This window comes from Peribacillus sp. 05N428 (assembly GCF_056397085.1).
In genome coordinates this window covers 22519-40604 of record NZ_JBFTMS010000038.1, presented here as the reverse complement: position 1 = coordinate 40604, position 18086 = coordinate 22519, and the positions used below count along the sequence as shown (strand labels likewise).

General features: G+C 38.6%; 17 protein-coding genes and 1 pseudogene. 13 read left to right on the top strand and 5 right to left on the bottom strand.

Annotated elements, in window-relative coordinates:
* Nucleotides 1-277: 277 nt before the first annotated feature.
* The gene (locus AC1DIV_RS24010) at nt 278-1096 is read left to right on the top strand and encodes an alpha/beta fold hydrolase (protein WP_477577519.1); all 819 of its coding nucleotides are present in this window, start codon (nt 278-280) and stop codon (nt 1094-1096) included.
* Nucleotides 1097-1276: 180 nt separating this feature from the next.
* Nucleotides 1277-1660 (top strand): YkvA family protein, encoded by a 384-nt coding sequence (locus tag AC1DIV_RS24005; RefSeq protein WP_340877691.1) that lies wholly within the window; start codon nt 1277-1279, stop codon nt 1658-1660.
* Nucleotides 1661-1856: 196 nt separating this feature from the next.
* Here the strand turns inward: AC1DIV_RS24005 and AC1DIV_RS24000 are convergent, their stop codons facing one another.
* Complete coding sequence (locus tag AC1DIV_RS24000) at nt 1857-2510, bottom strand: Vat family streptogramin A O-acetyltransferase (protein WP_258832136.1); 654 nt, start codon at nt 2508-2510, stop codon at nt 1857-1859.
* 25 nt (nt 2511-2535) lie between these two features.
* Nucleotides 2536-2793 carry a Vgb family protein gene (locus AC1DIV_RS23995; RefSeq protein ID WP_340877689.1) on the bottom strand — a complete coding sequence of 86 codons (258 nt, stop codon included), beginning with the start codon at nt 2791-2793 and terminating at the stop codon, nt 2536-2538.
* Between the two features lie 421 nt (nt 2794-3214).
* Here AC1DIV_RS23995 and AC1DIV_RS23990 point away from each other — a divergent pair, with 421 nt between their 5' ends.
* Nucleotides 3215-4315: a CotS family spore coat protein gene (locus tag AC1DIV_RS23990; protein WP_063594868.1), complete on the top strand. Its 1101-nt coding sequence runs from the start codon at nt 3215-3217 to the stop codon at nt 4313-4315.
* Nucleotides 4312-5445, top strand: a pseudogene (locus tag AC1DIV_RS23985) (glycosyltransferase family 4 protein); the annotation flags it as partial. The gene AC1DIV_RS23990 and the pseudogene AC1DIV_RS23985, both read left to right, overlap by 4 nt.
* 554 nt (nt 5446-5999) lie before the next feature.
* On the opposite strand, the gene AC1DIV_RS23980 reads toward AC1DIV_RS23985, so the two are convergent.
* Nucleotides 6000-7340: a nucleobase:cation symporter-2 family protein gene (locus AC1DIV_RS23980; RefSeq protein WP_340877688.1), complete on the bottom strand. Its 1341-nt coding sequence runs from the start codon at nt 7338-7340 to the stop codon at nt 6000-6002.
* A 247-nt stretch (nt 7341-7587) separates the two neighbouring features.
* On the opposite strand from AC1DIV_RS23980, the gene AC1DIV_RS23975 reads away from it, so the two are divergent.
* The gene (locus tag AC1DIV_RS23975) at nt 7588-8775 is read left to right on the top strand and encodes a PucR family transcriptional regulator (RefSeq protein ID WP_340877687.1); all 1188 of its coding nucleotides are present in this window, start codon (nt 7588-7590) and stop codon (nt 8773-8775) included.
* 109 nt (nt 8776-8884) lie between these two features.
* On the opposite strand, the gene AC1DIV_RS23970 is transcribed toward AC1DIV_RS23975, so the two are convergent.
* On the bottom strand, nt 8885-10075 hold the full coding sequence (locus tag AC1DIV_RS23970) for a PucR family transcriptional regulator (protein ID WP_340877685.1): 1191 nt from the start codon (nt 10073-10075) through the stop codon (nt 8885-8887).
* 239 nt (nt 10076-10314) lie between these two features.
* Here AC1DIV_RS23970 and uraD point away from each other — a divergent pair, with 239 nt between their 5' ends.
* From uraD to AC1DIV_RS23930, 8 genes are all read left to right on the top strand, one after another.
* Nucleotides 10315-10812: a 2-oxo-4-hydroxy-4-carboxy-5-ureidoimidazoline decarboxylase gene (gene uraD, locus AC1DIV_RS23965; protein ID WP_340877684.1), complete on the top strand. Its 498-nt coding sequence runs from the start codon at nt 10315-10317 to the stop codon at nt 10810-10812.
* A 13-nt stretch (nt 10813-10825) separates the two neighbouring features.
* Nucleotides 10826-11809: a factor-independent urate hydroxylase gene (pucL, locus tag AC1DIV_RS23960; protein ID WP_202186639.1), complete on the top strand. Its 984-nt coding sequence runs from the start codon at nt 10826-10828 to the stop codon at nt 11807-11809.
* Nucleotides 11809-12168: a hydroxyisourate hydrolase gene (gene uraH / locus AC1DIV_RS23955; protein ID WP_034304629.1), complete on the top strand. Its 360-nt coding sequence runs from the start codon at nt 11809-11811 to the stop codon at nt 12166-12168. The genes pucL and uraH overlap by 1 nt, the downstream gene beginning before the upstream one ends.
* 30 nt (nt 12169-12198) lie before the next feature.
* Entirely contained in the window at nt 12199-12738 is a 540-nt protein-coding gene (gene tpx, locus AC1DIV_RS23950) for a thiol peroxidase (protein WP_340877683.1), read from the top strand.
* 788 nt (nt 12739-13526) lie between these two features.
* Nucleotides 13527-13934, top strand: coding sequence for a DUF1259 domain-containing protein (locus AC1DIV_RS23945; protein ID WP_323599035.1), 408 nt, complete (start codon nt 13527-13529; stop codon nt 13932-13934).
* Between the two features lie 337 nt (nt 13935-14271).
* Nucleotides 14272-15126: a hypothetical protein gene (locus AC1DIV_RS23940; RefSeq protein ID WP_477577517.1), complete on the top strand. Its 855-nt coding sequence runs from the start codon at nt 14272-14274 to the stop codon at nt 15124-15126.
* A 43-nt stretch (nt 15127-15169) separates the two neighbouring features.
* Nucleotides 15170-16081 (top strand): VanW family protein, encoded by a 912-nt coding sequence (locus AC1DIV_RS23935; RefSeq protein WP_477577515.1) that lies wholly within the window; start codon nt 15170-15172, stop codon nt 16079-16081.
* A 323-nt stretch (nt 16082-16404) separates the two neighbouring features.
* Nucleotides 16405-16824, top strand: a complete 420-nt coding sequence (locus AC1DIV_RS23930) for a VOC family protein (RefSeq protein WP_323599032.1) — start codon at nt 16405-16407, stop codon at nt 16822-16824.
* Between the two features lie 287 nt (nt 16825-17111).
* Here the strand turns inward: AC1DIV_RS23930 and AC1DIV_RS23925 are convergent, their stop codons facing one another.
* Nucleotides 17112-18074 carry a D-2-hydroxyacid dehydrogenase gene (locus AC1DIV_RS23925; RefSeq protein ID WP_340877680.1) on the bottom strand — a complete coding sequence of 321 codons (963 nt, stop codon included), beginning with the start codon at nt 18072-18074 and terminating at the stop codon, nt 17112-17114.
* Nucleotides 18075-18086: the final 12 nt, after the last annotated feature.

Sequence of the window (18086 nt, the reverse complement as noted above, 5' to 3'; positions counted from 1 at the left end):
ATAGATATTAATTTAGTCGGTTTCTATATATATTGAGTGAAGTCCTTCAATTAGAGATCGCCTTTTCGATGTTCTGCTGCTGGTCAGTTTTGTTAAGCAAAATCAGTTTGTGAAGAATTGTATTTAAAGTAACGGGTGCGTTAGCTGAAAAAAGCTGTCTTTAAGGCAGCTTTTTCTTACGGAACTAAAGGGGCAGAATAATTGAAGAAGGAATGAAGAAACAAAAAGAGAATAGGTACTGTTAGTTAAAATGATTTTTATAGAAAGAAGGATTAATATGGCATATTGCAAAGTTCGCCAAGCTGAAATTTATTATGAAGATTTAGGGGAAGGAAAACCAATTTTAATGATACACGGTTATTCTCCGGACCATCGATTAATGAGTGGTTGTATGGGACCAATATTTACCAAGAGGGAGGGGTGGCGACGTATTTATATCGACCTACCTGGGATGGGATTAACAAAAGAATATAACGAAATAAGTAGTTCTGATGAAATGCTGGATGCTGTTTTAGAGTTTATTCAAGCTGTAATTCCTAACCAAGAGTACGTAATTGCTGGGGAATCTTACGGTGGCTATATAGCTAGGGGCATTATTGAAAAGCATCAAGAACAAATACTTGGTGCAGCATTTATATGTCCTCTTATTATTCCTCTTCCAGAAAATAGAACAGTTGAGATACATAAAATAATGAGAACGGATGAGAAGTTCATTGAAAATTTATCAAAGGCTGAATTAGAAGATTTTAGAAATAACAACATTGTACTTGATGAGTACACATGGTTAAGGTACAACAAAGAAATTCTAAGTGGTTGTAAAATTGGAGATGAAAAGTTTCTAAATAAGGTTAAGAATAAATATGGGTTTTCTTTTAAGATTGACCAGTCTGATTTTATTAAACCCAGTGTATTCCTGTTAGGAAGACAAGACTCTTCGGTTGGATATAAAGATGCTCTGGACATAGCAAACAAGTTTCCGCGAGGAACATTTGCTGTATTGGATATGGCAGGTCACAATTTACAAATTGAACAACCACAACTTTTTAGCACTCTATTAAATGAATGGTTGGATAGAATTGAAGAGTTCCAAAACTAATACTTAACGCAGTAATTGAAGTTTGTGAAATATAGTATTTAAATTAACGGTTGCTTTAGCTTAGGATCGAAGGCAGCTTTTTCTTATGGAACTAACGGGGAGGTTAGTGAAATAACAATCCTTTGTAAATCTTATTTTGTTATAATGGAAATAAAAGCTTAATTATTATAGGAGATAAAAATGTTTGATAAAATCAAGACTTGGGCGAGGAGACTAAAACAGCAAATTTTTATCCTTTACTTTGCTTGTAAAGATGAACGGGTGCCTTGGCATGCAAAGGTATTTACGGCTTGTGTTGTGGCTTATGCATTCAGTCCGATAGACATAATACCTGATTTTATACCCATTCTTGGCTACTTAGACGATGTAATTCTCGTTCCAATTGGGATAATGATCGCATTAAAGATGATACCAAAGAGTGTATTAACCGACTGTGAAGTTAAGGCAGAAGAAATGATGAAAAATGGTAAGCCGAAGAATTGGATAGTCGGCTCACTAATAGTAATGATTTGGGTCTTAATTATAATATGGGCAATTATATATATTTATCGTTTTATGAACTAACGGGTGCTTTTACTTCACTAGGATGCACAAGAAGACCACTTATAGGTGGTCTCTTTTATTTGTTCAAAAATCAACATTAATCTTTAACAAAGCCATGGTTAAAAAGCGATCTTAATATAGTCTATTATTATAAAAAGTGATTTTCCCTCCATTAATTTGTGGTACAAGAATCGGATTCTCTGAAGCTGATGCATTGTCATCTTTTATTTTTTAAGGTTCTTAGACTTTCCATATCCCCATTTACTATCACATCAATATGAGCAGAAATGATAGATATATCCAAATCCCACCATTTAATTTCCAGCAGTTCGTTAATGATTTCTTCCGAGAAGCGGGTTTTAAGTTTCTTTTCGGGATTCCCTCCAACGATGGTGTAAGGTTCCACATCTTTGGTAATAACCGATTTGGCGGCTACAATTGCACCATCCCCAATTTTTATTCCAGGCATGATGACAGTATCCATTCCTATCCAAACATCATTTCCAATTATGGTATCACCTTTAAACGGCAACTGATCTAACGTTGGCGTATACTTCTCCCAACCATGTCCGAAAATGTTGAAGGGGTAGGTTGAAAAACCATCCATTCTATGGTTGGCTCCATTCATAATAAACGTTACACCAGGTGCCATGGCGCAAAATTTCCCGATGACAAGCCGGTCACCGAAGAATTCGTAGTGATATAACACTTGATCTTCAAAAGACTCACCATTCCTTGCATCGTAATATGAATATTCACCCGCAATAATGTTTGGTCTAGTGATTGTATTTTTAATAAATTGCACGACGTGATTTCCTTTAATCGGATATTTATCTTGAGGATTTGGTCCATGTTGCTTATTAGATTCCATGGATATCCACTTCCTTTCAGGGTTTTTATAATAAACTTAGCCGGCCGATCTTATTGCATTCCTCAGCGAACCAAATGGCACCATCAGGACCTGATGCAATTCCATGCGGCTCCGCATTTTGGGTAGGAATTGGATATTCCGTAATTTCTCCTTGCATGGTAATGCGCCCAATTTGATTTGCTTTATGTTGTGTAAACCATAGCGCACCATCTTTTCCGGCAGTTATTCCATATGGGCCTGAACCTTTGCCAAGAAGTTCGTATTCGTCCATTTTTATCCCCATTATATGCCTCCTTCTTTTTGTATGAAATTCTTCTAGTCATTCGTTATAAATAATTGAAATCCTGTGAAAAAGTTTTTGCACAAGGTGTGAAGTCTGTCCAAGGAGAGATTTTAATTCATAGATGAAAAGGTTATTGAGATTCTATGTTTCTAATTGGTCATATTTGCAGGAGAACCCAATTACCTAACAATTTGGGTGAATTGTCTGATACAAAAGTTTTTTTTCCACATAGTTTATTAAAAAGTATGGTTACTCCAGCGGTGTTGATTAATCATGGGTATTTAATAAAGAACAATATTCAACATTAGAAAATTATGCTTATATATGGATACAGCCTGATATTAGAACATAATGAATCTGTCGTGACCTTGCCCTTATTTTGGCGGAAAATACTTTTATATATATCACAGGAGGGGTTTTCATGGAGAAAGCAATAATTGTGCCTTGGGAAGAAGATGAACTCACTCATGAGTTTTTTGTTCCTGAATATATTGAAAAAATGGCACTGGAAGTTCTTGAACATTACGGTTTCTCCGTTCAGAACATTCAAGTTGTTACAACAAAACCAGATAAAGGCGGCTCTATATGGAAAATGGAAACAAGTTCAGGGCCAAAGAGTTTAAAACTTTTACACAGAAGACCTACAAGAAGCATGTTTAGCTTAGGAGCTCAAGAATATTTAGTTAATGTTAAGGAAGCAAGAGTACCGCCCATCGTGAAAACCAAAGATGGAAAGGATTATGTTGAGGCGGGAGGGAAGTTATGGTTCGTCGCTGAGTGGATCGAATCATTGGCACCTGTATCAAAGGATTTGGAAGGAGCCAAGCATCTTTGTAATGCTCTCGGTGAATTCCACCTTTTAAGCAAAGGGTATGTTCCGCCTAAACAAGCTGAAGTTGCATCCCGGTTATATAAATGGCCAGCGACTTATGAAAAAGTCATCAATAAGATGGATTGGTTTCGGAACATTGCTAATGCATATGAAGAAATGCCTGCAAGCCCCTATTTGCTGAATGTTTTAAATGAATTTGAAGAACAAGCAAAAAGAAGCTTAGAAAGATTAAATGAATCAAGCTATCTAGAGCTAGCGCAACAAGGTAATGAATATTGGGGATTAGTGCATCAAGATTATGGCTGGTCAAATGGTCAAATGGGCTCTAATGGAATGTGGATTATTGACCTTGACGGTGTTGCTTATGACCTTCCTATTCGCGATTTAAGAAAACTGATTACCGGCACAATGGCGGATTTATATAGATGGGATGCAACTTGGGTAAGGGAAATGATCAAGTCCTATCACGAGGCAAATCCAATTTCATCGCAACTATATGATATCTTAATGATCGATTTATCTGCACCAAATGAATTTTACAAGAATGTTAAAGAAGTAGTATATGAACCTGAATTATTTCTAACTGATCAAACAACAACGATGATTCAAACAATTGTTGATACCGATCAAACAAAATGGCCAGTGTTAGAAGAAATTAAAGATGATTGGAAGGGAATGGAACAAACATGAAAATTTTAATGATTTGTACCGAAAAGCTTCCTGTTCCTCCGGTACTGGGCGGGGCCATTCAAACCTATATCTCAGGCATCCTGCCACATTTAAGTAAAGCCCATGATATAACGGTTTTAGGTATTAATGATCCATCACTCCCTGATCAAGAGACGATTGATGGAAACCGTTATGTACGTGTACCTGGAAAAATATTCGAAGTATATCGAGAAGAGGTTGTCAGCTATCTTGAAGCAAACCATTTCGATCTAATTCATATATTCAATCGGCCTCGGCTAGTCCTTCCTGTCCGAAAAGCAGCCCCTCATTCAAAAATTACCCTTAGCATGCATAATGATATGTTTAATCCAGAGAAAATCAATCCGGAGGAAGCAAAAGCAGCCATAGACGAAGTTACGAATATTGTAACGGTCAGCGATTATATAGGCAATGTCATAAAAAGTTTATATCCACAAGCTTCATCAAAGATCCGCACCATCTATTCTGGTGTTGACACCAATCGATTCCTGCCCGGCAGTCACCCGAGAATGCAAAAAATTCGTAATGAATTACGTAAAGCGAACGGTCTTGAAAACAAAACGGTCATACTATTTGCAGGTAGACTTTCAAGTAATAAAGGTGTCGATAGGTTAATTCGGGCACTGCCTGAGCTTTCAAGTAAATTTAAGGATTTGGCTTTAGTTATTGTCGGAAGTAAATGGTTCAGCCAAAATGATGTTACCGATTATGTAGCTTATGTAAGAGCATTGGCAAAAAAGCTGCCTATCCCAGTTGTTTCAACAGGTTTTGTCGCACCTAGTGAAATACAAAATTGGTTCGCTGCTGCCGATTTATTCGTGTGTACATCAATATGGCAAGAACCGCTTGCGCGCGTCCATTATGAAGCGATGGCTTCAGGGCTTCCAATCGTAACAACTGCAAGAGGCGGAAATCCAGAGGTCATTCGTATAAGAGAGAATGGGCTTGTAGTAGAGAATCCAGAAGATCCTGGATGTTTTACAGAGAAGATTACTGAAATTCTATCAAACAGGTCACTAATGAAAAAAATGGGCGAACGAGGCAGAGAACTTGCCCTTAGCTTATATGAATGGGATCGAGTAGGATCTGAAATACTTGAAGTTTGGAAAAAATAACTGAATAACCAATCAAGAGTGGATGTGAATTGCGCTTACTAAAATACTTGTCACTGGTGCTGAAGGGGTTACGGATCACATTTATGTGAACCATTCCTAAAGGGTACGAAAAACAAAATGATTGGCGATGATGCATCTGCAGGACCTACCTCCATTACCCCCTAATAAGCTAAGGAAGTTAAGCTTAAAGCTCTCCGGAACCACCCCAAGTGTCAATTTTATTATGCGAAAAACTTGTCAATGACACCCCACGGAATCAGACTTTGTAAAAAAATACAATTTAAGGGACCCCTTGAATATAGACTCAAAAAAGGTCGGGAATTTCGGGAGTGACTCCAAATTTTTGGAGGGTTATATCGCTCTCCTTTCAAATGAAACAAGTTGAAGAGCCATAATTGAGTAAAAAAAAGCACCTTGCTTACCTAGTAAATAGGCTGTTGCAAGGTGCTTGTATTATTTGTTTGAAAATTCCCTGAATAAGGTTATAATTAAAAGTGTTGGAGAACCTAGCCAACTAGACACCCTTAGAGAATTGCCTTGTCCGCTACTTTCTAAGGGTGGATATTAATATTCTGGCTCATGCTTGGTTGAATTTCGGGTATGGAATGATGGTGTGTAATGGATGGATTTGTTTTTCCATTCAGGATGGCATTTAACACAACCAGTGTTATTGTACCCATCACGACTCCGTTTCCACATATTAATTGGACTGTTTCCGGGAATTTATCGAATGCTTCCGGGACCCCCTTGACTGCCAGACCGACTCCTATTCCAAGTGCAATCGTCAATTGATTGGAAGGTTTGCTTAAATCCGCTTTGGCTATCATCCCCAAAGCTGCAGAGAGAAGCATGCCGAACATTGGTATCATGGCCCCGCCCAGAACGGGTAAAGGGATCATTGTCGTAAGACCGGCAACCTTAGGCACAAAAGCTAGAAAGATTAGGATACAACCTGCCGTGATTACTACCGAGCGCTGAGTTACCTTTGTCAGCAAGACCAAGCCAACATTTTGGGAGAAGGTAGAATGGTTGAAAGAGTTGAAGATACCGCTTATGAAGCTCCCTATTCCTTCTGCACGGAGGCCCTTTTCCACATCTTTTTCGGTTATTTCCTTCCCGCATACTTCCCCGAGTGTCAAAAAGACGCCTATACTTTCCACAGCTATGATTAAAGATATGATTGTCATAGTGATAATAGATGAAAGGTCGAAGGTAGGTACCCCAAAATAAAAAGGAGTCACCATTGTAAACCAGCTGGCCTCTATAAAGCCGGAGGTATCGACCATACCTAGAAAACCAGCCAATATAGTGCCAAGAATCATGGCGAAAAGAACTGAAACCGCTTTCAAGAAACCTTTAGTAAGTGTATTCAATAAAAGGAAACTTACTAGTGTAAAACAAGCTAGCATTAGATTCATAGGATCTCCAAAGGTGGGGGAACCGACTCCGCCCGCTGCATTTTTCATGGCAACTGGCATTAATGACACGCCTATGATTAATATGACGGACCCTGCAACAATTGGTGGGAAATAGGGTATTAATTTACCGATTACTCCTGATAAAATGGCAACAATTATTCCGGATACCATAACTGCGCCTAAAACCCCGGTTATACTATGGACCGATCCTATGGCTATTACTGGCTCAACCACGATAAAAGAAACAGCCATTAAAGCAGGTAATCTTATACCAAATCCTTTACCGCCAATAACTTGAAGCAAGGTGACTATCCCGCAGGCGAGTAAATCAAACGAGATCAGGTATATGATCTGTTCTTGTGTCAAGCCGATTGCAGGACCGACGATTAGTGGAACAGCTACCGCTCCTCCATACATTACACAAACATGCTGTAAACCTAACAATAACGTGTTTAGTTTGCTCAATTTTTCCATGTTTGCCCCCTTTTAATTAGTCACGACTTTCCAATTATATGAATGTAACGAAATCGCCTCCTTGTGATTTTGTAAATACTTCCTTATGGATGGTTTTTCTGTTGCTTATTAAGAAACGCTATTTACAAAATCGGTGTATTTTTATATTATCACCGCCATAATGCTAAATCAAGACTATTTTTTGGAAAAATATGAATATTCATTCAAGTTCACTCTGTATATAATTAAGAAGAATAGGGGGAGAAATATGTATTTAACGATCGAAAAAGCTTTGAAACTTCCTGCCCTAAACCAAGTGGAAGTTATTGGAGGAAGTCAAGGGTTAACTCGGGTAATTAATTCAGTAAGTATAATGGATCATCCGGATATATCATGGATTAAACGAGGGGAACTCCTGCTGACAACCGGTTATGTGTTTAAGGATGACCTGAATGCTCAAATCAATCTTGTGAGGGAATTGTCGAAAAGGGGAAGTGCTGGATTAGCTATCAAGATTAAGCGGTTTCTTTCTACGATTCCTCCTGGAATGGTGGAAGAAGCGAACAAGTACAATTTCCCATTGCTGGAGATTCCTTATGAAATGCCTTTATCCGACTTATTATTCAGCTTTACATATGAACTTGTTAATAAGGAGAAAGTGAATAACAATGGAAAAGGAAGTGTTGAAGTTTTTCATTCTCTTTTGAATGGGGAAAATAGGAGTTCATCTTTTATCCCCCAATTACAGGAATTTGGCTTTAATCCCGATAGGCCCTATATTCTGCTCTTAATAAACGGAACGAAAGAAGAAGGGGATTCATTCTTTCCAATTGGCAGAATGTTGGAGAAATTAAACCAAACGGAAAGGGAAGATTTCAAGTATTGGAATATCGATTTCGATGGTCAATTGATTATTCTGCAAGGGAAAGGAATGGTGACTGATGAACACCTTCTTATGCAGGCTCAACGAATTGCCATCCTTTTAGAAGGTCTTATATCCAAAGATGATCCTGGCACTTCACTATCCATGGGGTTAAGCAAGGTGAAAAAGGAATTCTACAATATGAAAGAAGGGTTTATTGAAGCTAAAAAGGCCATTCAACTTGGCTCGAGGCTTAACCCGACTAATATCAATGATTACGCAAGCGTTGAAGTTGAAGATCTAATAAATCAAATCCCTAAGGATGCCATAACTCAATACGTGCTATCCATGATTCAGCCGATTATTGTATATGATAGGGAAAATGAGGGTGAGTTGTTAAAAACGCTGGAAACCTATCTATTTTCAAGAGGGAGAATAGAAGATGCGGCACGGGCTTTGTTTGTTCATCGAAATACTGTAAAGTTCCGTTTGTCTAGAATTGAAGAATTATTGGGAGTTGATTTAAAATCGAGGGATATTGCTTTTAAATTGCAGTTTAGTATAAAAGCTGCGAAGTTATTATTACATGACTAAGTAAAGGAAGCATGATTTGAAGGAATCGGGAATCAAGTGTTACTGCACATGAAAAACTGCCAGGGAATGAAGGATCCCTGGCAGTTTTTCATGTGTATGGGCCATTTTCTTATTGGTTATCCAGCAGACGTTTGGCATATAGGGCAAGTTTTAAAGTGAACAGATCATCATTGCTTAAGTCCATTCCTAATCGTTTTTTTATGCTTTTAATTCGAAAATGGATAGTGTTTCGGTGTACCCCCATTTTTCTGGCCGTTTCAGCAGGTCGAAGATTGCATTGCAAATAGGCCTCCAAGGTTTTGATCAGATCAGACTGGGTTTCATCGTCATGGTCCTTCAGCGGTGCTAAATTACCTGTAACAATATCCATGAGCACATTTTTTGGAGCATACTGCAAAATTTTAAATGTTATTAATTCTTTGTAGCCGTAAACTTCCTTTCCTGGGTTCAATCGTTTTCCCAAATCAATAGATTGTAAAGCTTCCTGTAAGCTATGGGCCAGGTTATGAATACCTGTATGATAGTTACCGACTCCCAGTGTAAGTTCCATTGGCAGGTGTGTAGATAAAGTAGAGATGATTTGTTGGCTTATCTGGGTGACTTGTGAATAAAAGCGGGTGTTCCCTAAGGGGATGGTATCCAGATAAATGATTACTAGACTGCCCTTGATATTCCTTATGAGCTTATCGATTTTATATTGCTCGGTTAATGTTTCAATTGTCTTGATAAGCTGTTTATAAGTAATGGAATCATTCCTTTGATTCCATTGTAGCGTTAAAGGTAAAACCGTACATATGAATCCCCCAGTAATTTGTTGGGAGCTGGATTTGTCCTCCGTCATTTCTAAAATCCCGTAACTTAAATTTCCAGCACCAACTCCGGAAATATCTTCCATGTCATAGCTTTTCTCTTTTTGTTCATTCTGTCTCTTTACAATTTCACGAAGCAGGGGAGACATGATATCTGATAGCGAAAACTCAGGGGGAATTTTGAGAATGGGCAAATTGGCCATATTGGCAATGCTGATGGTGGTTTGCGGAATTTCTTCCAGTTTGATGAACAATCCTGAACAATTCATTTTTGCCAATTCGATTACGAATTGGTCTAATTGTTGCGGATTATCTTGAAATAAGTATCCGGTTGTTAGAATCAATTCATTTGGCTTCAACCAGGAAAGCACATCAGGAGCATCAAAGCTATTGATGGATTCTATTTCTCTATTAAGTCCCTGCATGCCAGCTGCCACTTGGCATTGTTTGATCTGTGGTAATTTTAATGCATCAGTCATCGTTAAATGCATGATAGGTCCCCTTCGCTGTGCCTTTTTTCTCTAATTTAACTAATTTTTTGAATATTGGCAACAGAAGCTAAGCTATTAGGATGGCCTGTTCTTTAAACGGTGAGTGCGGTAAGCACAAAGGGGTTGGAAAAATATTAGCTTTTTCAGCTAATGACCTATAAATGAACGCATGTATATAATTCAATTAAGTTAAGAATGTTTTGAATTATAAAAATAATTGGAAGAAGGGAGGGCCCGTATTGATATCTGACCTTAATAGCATTAATGAGTTGAACAAGGTGGAATTCATCGAAAAGTTAGGTTGGGTATATGAACATTCTCCATGGATAGCAGAGCGTTCATGGGAGTACAAGCCATTCATTTCCTTAGAGGACCTAAAGCAGAAAATGGAAGTTGTTGTGGAGAATGCCTCATTATCGGAACAGCTCCAATTAATCAAGTCTCACCCGGACCTAGCAGCCCGGATTGATATGGCTGAAGCATCAGTTAAAGAACAATCCGCAGCCGGTTTGAATTCGCTTTCTCCGGATGAATATGAAGAATTTCATGCGTTAAATAATCAGTATAAAGAAAAGTTTGGATTTCCGTTCATATTTGCTGTCCGTGGCAGCGATAAAACGGTGATAAAGGCAGAGATGAAAAGAAGGATTGGTTTGGATCAGGCAAATGAACTGAAGGAAGCGATCAAGCAAATCCACTTAATTGCCAGCCACAGGTTATCTGATTTTATAAACTAGGAGGAGGAATAATATGACAGCTCAAAATGAAAACAGAACGATGTTTTACGGTAAAGGGGATGTATTTGTATATAGGACTTTTGTGCAGCCTCTTACAGGTTTGAGGAAAATACCGGAATCAAGTTTCACAGAAAGAGATAATACTATTTTTGGATTTAATTGTCAGATTTCTCTGAAAGGAGAAGCTTTTTTATCTTCTTTTACGGAAGGAGATAATAGCTTGGTGGTTGCAACGGATTCCATGAAAAATATCATTCATCGCCAGGCGGCTAATTATCAAGGAAATACGGCTGAAGGATTTTTAAAGTTCATATGTGAAGTTTTCCTTGATAAGTATAGCCACATAGATGCAGTGGAACTGACAGCAACTGAAGTTCCCTTCGATCATGTACTCGTTCCAAAAGGGGAAGGACATGAAAATAGTGATGTTGTCTATCGATGTTCCAGAAATGAAAGGGCTACCACTACAATCGAAGTCAAAAGGACACCTACCGGAAGCAAAATCGTTAAGCATTCAAGTGGAATAGTTGATGTCCATTTAATCAAGGTTAAAGGAAGCTCTTTTTATGGATTTATTCAAGATGAATACACCACACTGCCAGAAGCTCAGGATCGTCCACTATTTATCTACTTGGATTTCGATTGGGAATATAGCCGCTGGGAGGATGGCACTGGAGCGGATCCAGAAAAATATGTAGCAGCAGAACAAATTTGTGATATTGCAAACACAGTGTTCCATGAACTGAATAACCGTTCGATTCAGCAGCTCATTTATCATATTGGTATTAGGATTCTGGAACGTTTCCCTCAGCTGGCTAATGTTCAATTTAAAACCAATAACCGTACCTGGGAAACCGTTGTGGAAACCATTCCGAATTCAGAAGGAAGTGTTTATCAGGAACCACGTCCTCCGTTTGGCTTCCAAGGCTTTGTCGTTACACAAGAAGACGTTAAACAAAAAAAGGCAGCTGATTCAACAGTAGGGGCTTCCCGATAATGGACAGTAAGCTGACCACACATGTTTTGGACCTGTCTAAAGGTCTGCCGGCAAAAGGGATGAAGATAGAACTTTGGGCCATAGCAGAACAGGGAGACCATTCTTTCATAAAAGAGGTCTGTACAAACAAAGATGGGCGAGTGGATGATCCGCTTCTTCAAGGGGATGATCTCAAACCAGGTGAGTATGAGCTTGTCTTTTATGTTGGGGAATATTTCAATGATGGAGCGAATGATCCCAATATAAGGCCATTTTTAAATAAGGTCCCACTTCGTTTTGGAATAAGAAGTAATGAAGAACATTATCATGTTCCTCTGCTTGTTGCTCCGGGAGGATATAGCACCTATCGAGGAAGCTAGTAAATCAGTAAGAGAGTTGGAGGGTTCAATTTGGCACATGAACGTACTGGTGCAGTGACTTTAGGCGGTAATCCAGTGACCTTGATTGGTCCCGAACTAAGAGTAGGGGATAAGGCACCTGACTTCGCACTATTAACAAATGACCGCCGTAAAGCACATTTAACAGACTATAAAAATAAGACATGCATCATCACGACTGTTCCTTCACTTGATACTGGTGTATGTGATTTACAAACAAGGGTCTTAAATGAAGAAGCAAGCAAAATGGGTGATGATGTAGCGGTGTTGGCTATCAGCGCAGACCTTCCCTTTGCTCAAGCAAGATGGTGTAATGAAAGTAATGTCGAAGCTATAACCATTCTCTCCGACCATTTTGATTTGTCATTTGGTACTGCATATGGAACGTATATGAAAGAACAACGATTGGAATGCAGGGCAGTATTTGTAATCAATCAAGAAGGAACCATTGAGTATGTGGAATATGTACCGGAAGTCACGGATCACGCAGATTATGAATCCGCATTGCAGGTAGCGAAGGAAGTGATAAATAAAGCTGGTGCAGCTAAATAAACATTTTCCCTTACGAAGGAAAGTAAAAGTACATTCTATTATCCGCAAGACCGTCCGATTTACAAAAAGCTGGACGGTCTTTTGGTGATACTGAATTAAATTAGTAGTTTTCCAGTGACTTATCCAGGTCTCTTTCTAATGTAAAATATAATTACTAAAATTAAACATTAATTACTTTTATTTGAAGGAAAAACATGCTATAATGAAAGTCCAATAGCTTTATATAAGATGGAAGCGCTTCCTTATCAGAGGAAGCGCCCTTTTTATGTTTTCACTTACTAATTAACATAACAATGCTAGAAACACCTGAAATAGAAATAAGTATACGTGTAAACTCCTGAAATCCGTCATCTCTGCTCCTTCCACTTCAATTTCTTGATGATAAACAGCCCCTGCAATGATATTTTCTACTTCAGCAAATGGTAAAATCTATCGAGGGACTATTTCCTTTTTAAAACAACTCTTCTGGTCATATCCATTCCCACTTAAGAATGATCAATGGTTTTAATTCAATAAAAGTTAAAAAGCCCTTGCCTTCTTTTATTTCTTGTTGAAGGTGAGAGCTTTTCATTGTTCCCATATCAATTTATCAATGTAAGCATCTGTAGTCCATGTATCATAATACTCTACAAAAATCCCTTCAGAACAAAATCTGAAGGGGTTTTCATGTTCATATAACCTAGATTATTAGAAGTTGAGGATTTTAAACTAATATCCTCGTCAACAGATGAATATAATAATCGTGAATTTTAGCATGTGGAAAATTTTTTTTTGAAAGGGGATTTTTCATGAGTTCGGAAAAACGAAGAAGATTATGTCAGGAATATGCAAGAATTTTAGGCGGAGACGGAATGATTACTCCAGAAGGAGTATGCTTGGTGCAAAAGTTTCGTAATATTAAATTCACAATACTTGATCGCAGAACGCAATCTCCACTAGTCAATCCGCAATTTTTTACGTTTGAAAATGTTGATAGTAGGGGGAATGCATTAAATTTAGGGGAAACAGTTCTTTTACAAGAAGAAGTTAACCCGTTATTAACTGAACTTAGAAAAAGGGACCTTTTAGTTACTTCTATTCATAATCACTGGTTATTTGAAGAACCTCGGGCAATGTATATGCACTTTGAATCGATTGAACCACCTCTAGATTTTGCTAAAAAAGTTAGAGATGCATTTAGAGTATTAAAAGTGTAGTCAGACTATACGAGGCAAGCAAGCCTTACATCAGTGAGATTATCAATCCCACTGATGTTTTCTTTTTTGTATATCATGTCTTTTATTTTTCCCTGGAGCAGGCCGCATGGCATCTTGTGTAGTTTCTAAATTACCGGATTAGGGATATCAAAAGTACATATTGGGCCATCAACACTAGCATGACTGAGCCTTTTTAGCCTTTATACTGATCCCCCCATACATAGTGTTTGGAACATAAATTAACAGGGAGGAGTTTAATTTGAAGAATTTCCAAATTTTCAAAGGTATTCAATTTATTATGTCCTGAAATAATAAGAAAAAATGCAGGAGAGGCCAAATGAAAAACAATAAATTATATCAAGTAATTATCGCTATTTTTATATTTGTCTTAATGGTCGATCACTCGGTCTATGCAATGGAATGGGAAGATGAAGAAGGACCCATAAGCTTTAAAATTGAGATGTTACCTTGGGAGATTGTAAACAACATTATTCCTGATAAAACAAATTTCACCATAATCGATATTGAAACTGGTTTATCATTTAAGGTACAACGAAGAGCAGGCAGCCATCATGCCGATGTACAGCCATTAACCAAAGAAGATACTCAAATCATGAAGAAAATTTATAATAATAAATGGAGTTGGAATAGAAGAGCCATTATTGTATTAATCAATAATCAAATGATTGCTGCATCCATGCACGGAATGCCACATGGTGCTGGTGCTCTTCCAAATGGTTTTTCAGGTCATTTTTGCGTTCATTTCTCTGGAAGTATTACGCATCGGTTGAAAAACGAAGATCTTTCTCATAAATTAATGGTATTGAAAGCGGCTGGTAAGCTTGATGATTATATACAAACGGTAAATCCTTACGAACTTATACGTATTTTTACCATTGCCATTAATCAAGGAAATCAGGAATTATTAGCAATGACCTTATCTAATCCGAGTCAAGCCAACGATGTCACTAAACTTGTTAAAGATATTACATACTTTGGAGTGGTTGACCCTTTAAGACAACCGCCTGAACAGCTAAATGGTCTATTTCTCGTGGATGTACCCGTTCAAGTAGCTATTTATAAGAAGAAAGAAGGCAAAGAAATAAAGGTTATGCATTTTATGATCCGCAAGGAGAGTTTGCCTGATCGTTGGTTTATTGATCAAGATGCAATTTATGAAGACTTGAAGTGAAAATTGTGAATGTTCAAGGAAACCAACCCAGGAGGTGCATTAAATGAGATTAACATGGATTGCCGGACTTTTGCTATTCGTTCAACCAGTGAATATTTCTGAAAGCTTATTGGTAACCCACCAAGGACAAACGATTGCCAGTGTCGACCATGCTGATATTACAATGCCCTACCTGGATGTTCCTATGGTAGACGTGGATAAATACAATCAATTTGTCGAAAAAATAGACCGGCAAGTTTACCAAAAACCTGTAAATGCCACAATGGACAAGCAAGGTAATATTCTACCTGGGCGGGTAGGTTACAAGCTATACCATCGAGCCTTTAAAGAGCAATTTCATTCCTTTTTGTACAGTAGTAGATCATACAAACTAGAAGTACCTTTGCTTGCTATTCATCCAAAGGTTGACAGCGAAATACTTGCGGAAATTCGTGAAAAAAAGATAGGTGAATATAGAACCTATTTTAATGTGAACAATAAAAATCGTTCAAATAATATCTCACTTGCTGCAGAAGCCATTAATAATTATGTCGTGTTTCCAGGAGAGGTCTTTTCTTTTAACCAAGCTGTTGGCAAGAGGTCAGTAGAAAAAGGATATTTGCTCGCTCGGGTTATCGTTAAAGGAGAGTTTTCTGAAGGGATTGGCGGAGGGATTTGCCAGGTTTCATCAACATTGTTTAATGCTATCGACAATGCAGGGTTGCAAACGATTCAACGCTATTCCCATACAAGGAGCGTTCCGTATGTTCCATCCGGCCGCGATGCAACAGTAAGCTGGTATGGGCCTGATTTTAGTTTTAAAAACAAGTACAATCAACCGATCCTGATCCGGGCTACGATCCAAGGAGGAATGGTGAGTATCATGGTTTACTCTTCAGATATGATTAATTATAAAATACGAAAGATTCCTGATGCTTCAAAGCAGATATCCAAAGAACAAATTATTCGTTCGTAAAAGTACACGTATACGAATGGGGGCACCTTTGGCAAATTTGATGTATATATAGAAGAAACGCGTAAAAACAGCCTTTGCTTATTGGAGCAAGGGCTTGTTTGGGACATTTTCTTGAAAAAGAGAAGGGTTTATTCGTAGGTAAATCGAAGTTAATCAAAGGAATAAATGTTCAAACCACTTTTGATGAAATATTCACCTACACTGACATACTGTTGTCAGCATAGACGTTTACACTAGCTATCGGAACTGCAACTAGGAAATCACCCGGTGACCCTAAATATTGAAGTATAGTTACTTACTCAACATTGAGGAGGAAATCGATTATGAGCGAAACAAACACATTAAGAGGACTCACCACCGTCAGTTTTTGGGCCGACGATCTAGTGGCGGCAAAGAAGTGGTACGCAGAGCTGCTGGGTACCGACCCATACTTCGAACGCCCGGGATATGCCGAGTTTCGCCTCGGGGACTACCAGCACGAGCTGGGCCTAATCGATAGCCGCTACGCGCCCGGTGGTTCGTCGACCGGAGCGGCCGGGGGTGCCGTCGTGTACTGGCACGTCGACGATGTGACAGCAACTTTCGAGAAGCTGCTGTCTATGGGAGCGAAAGAACACGAGGCACCCACAGTTCGCGGTCAGGGGTTCATTACTGCATCCGTGGTTGATCCCTTTGGGAATATCCTAGGCATTATGTACAATCAGCACTATTTGGATGTTCTGGATTCGAACAGAAAAGCGTGATCCGCGCTGACGGCATTCAAAGCATGTCCAGTTTGCATTACTCGCATCTAGTTCGTATATACAATTTATAGAATCGTTTACTGATCGGAGCTGTCATTAAGGCAGCTTTTTCTTATGGAACTATACATAAGGAGATAATAAATGGATGGTACAATTGCGTTATCTCCATCGAAAAAAGTATCTATTGTGAGGGGATTTTTGATTTGTAAGAGGAATATAGAGCTAAATAAATGTAAGCCGCATTCCTTCGATGAAAAATGCGGCTGTTTCAAAAATTATTTAAGGGTTTAATACCCTCGATTCCGATCTACCATTCCACTTAATGGTTGTTCACTTGAAAATCGCCTTAAATTTTCTATGAAAAAGTTGCTCACTTCGTTAATCGTACTGGGCCCTGACAGGTGGGAAGTGACAAACACATTGGGCATGGACCAGAAGGCATGTTCTTTTGGCAACGGTTCTGTCTCAAATACATCAAGGACTGCTCCCTGAAGATGTCCTTCCCGCATGACAGATAGTAAAGCCCCTTCATCTATCAATGCGCCGCGGCCAACGTTGATAAGGTAAGCGTTGGGTTTCATCGCTAAAAGTAGGTCCTGGTTAATGATATGATAAGTGGAATCCGTTAAAGGAAGCGTCAGGACCAAATAATCCAGGTCTTTTACAAATTCACCCCATTGATCTGGAGTAAAGTGGAGATCCACGAGTGTTGCTTGTTTTCCACTAAAGCTTAACCCATGTACATTCATATCAAATGCTCGGGCTTTACGAACAAGTTCAGCGCCAATCGATCCAAGTCCAGCGATCCCGATTGTTTTCCCTTTTAGGGTTTCAGAAATGAAAGGATCCCACCTTCGCTCCAATTGCGATTGTTTCATCCGAGGACCGTCTTTCACTATGTCCAAGAGAAACAAAAATACATATTCAGAGATGTAAGCACCAAATTGGTCAATAATTCGAGTTATTGTAATGTTTTGAGGTATCGAATTGTCTGCTATCAAATCATTGACCCCTGCTCCCATTGATTGAAACCAGCGAACAGATGCGGCTATTGGTTTACATAGTAATTGTGTAGGAAAATTCCACCCCAAGATAACTTCAGTGCCTGGTAAATATTTTTCTGCTTCCTCCAAAGTTTTCGCTGTCTTCACCGATATGAACCCACTATTGCGGATACGATCAGCATAAGCATCGACCTCTGTCTGAATAGGACTAAATACAAGAATGTTTGGTTTGTGTGTACCCCCCATTGGCTCTCTCCT

Excerpts from the sequence above, each read along its gene's own strand:
- AC1DIV_RS24010 (WP_477577519.1), top strand. The coding sequence starts at position 278 with ATGGCATATTGCAAAGTTCGCCAAGCTGAAATTTATTATGAAGATTTA.
- AC1DIV_RS24005 (WP_340877691.1), top strand. The coding sequence starts at position 1,277 with ATGTTTGATAAAATCAAGACTTGGGCGAGGAGACTAAAACAGCAAATT.
- AC1DIV_RS24000 (WP_258832136.1), bottom strand. The coding sequence starts at position 2,510 with ATGGAATCTAATAAGCAACATGGACCAAATCCTCAAGATAAATATCCG.
- AC1DIV_RS23995 (WP_340877689.1), bottom strand. The coding sequence starts at position 2,793 with ATGGGGATAAAAATGGACGAATACGAACTTCTTGGCAAAGGTTCAGGC.
- AC1DIV_RS23990 (WP_063594868.1), top strand. The coding sequence starts at position 3,215 with ATGGAGAAAGCAATAATTGTGCCTTGGGAAGAAGATGAACTCACTCAT.
- AC1DIV_RS23980 (WP_340877688.1), bottom strand. The coding sequence starts at position 7,340 with ATGGAAAAATTGAGCAAACTAAACACGTTATTGTTAGGTTTACAGCAT.
- AC1DIV_RS23975 (WP_340877687.1), top strand. The coding sequence starts at position 7,588 with ATGTATTTAACGATCGAAAAAGCTTTGAAACTTCCTGCCCTAAACCAA.
- AC1DIV_RS23970 (WP_340877685.1), bottom strand. The coding sequence starts at position 10,075 with ATGCATTTAACGATGACTGATGCATTAAAATTACCACAGATCAAACAA.
- pucL (WP_202186639.1), top strand. The coding sequence starts at position 10,826 with ATGACAGCTCAAAATGAAAACAGAACGATGTTTTACGGTAAAGGGGAT.
- uraH (WP_034304629.1), top strand. The coding sequence starts at position 11,809 with ATGGACAGTAAGCTGACCACACATGTTTTGGACCTGTCTAAAGGTCTG.
- AC1DIV_RS23945 (WP_323599035.1), top strand. The coding sequence starts at position 13,527 with ATGAGTTCGGAAAAACGAAGAAGATTATGTCAGGAATATGCAAGAATT.
- AC1DIV_RS23940 (WP_477577517.1), top strand. The coding sequence starts at position 14,272 with ATGAAAAACAATAAATTATATCAAGTAATTATCGCTATTTTTATATTT.
- AC1DIV_RS23935 (WP_477577515.1), top strand. The coding sequence starts at position 15,170 with ATGAGATTAACATGGATTGCCGGACTTTTGCTATTCGTTCAACCAGTG.
- AC1DIV_RS23930 (WP_323599032.1), top strand. The coding sequence starts at position 16,405 with ATGAGCGAAACAAACACATTAAGAGGACTCACCACCGTCAGTTTTTGG.
- AC1DIV_RS23925 (WP_340877680.1), bottom strand. The coding sequence starts at position 18,074 with ATGGGGGGTACACACAAACCAAACATTCTTGTATTTAGTCCTATTCAG.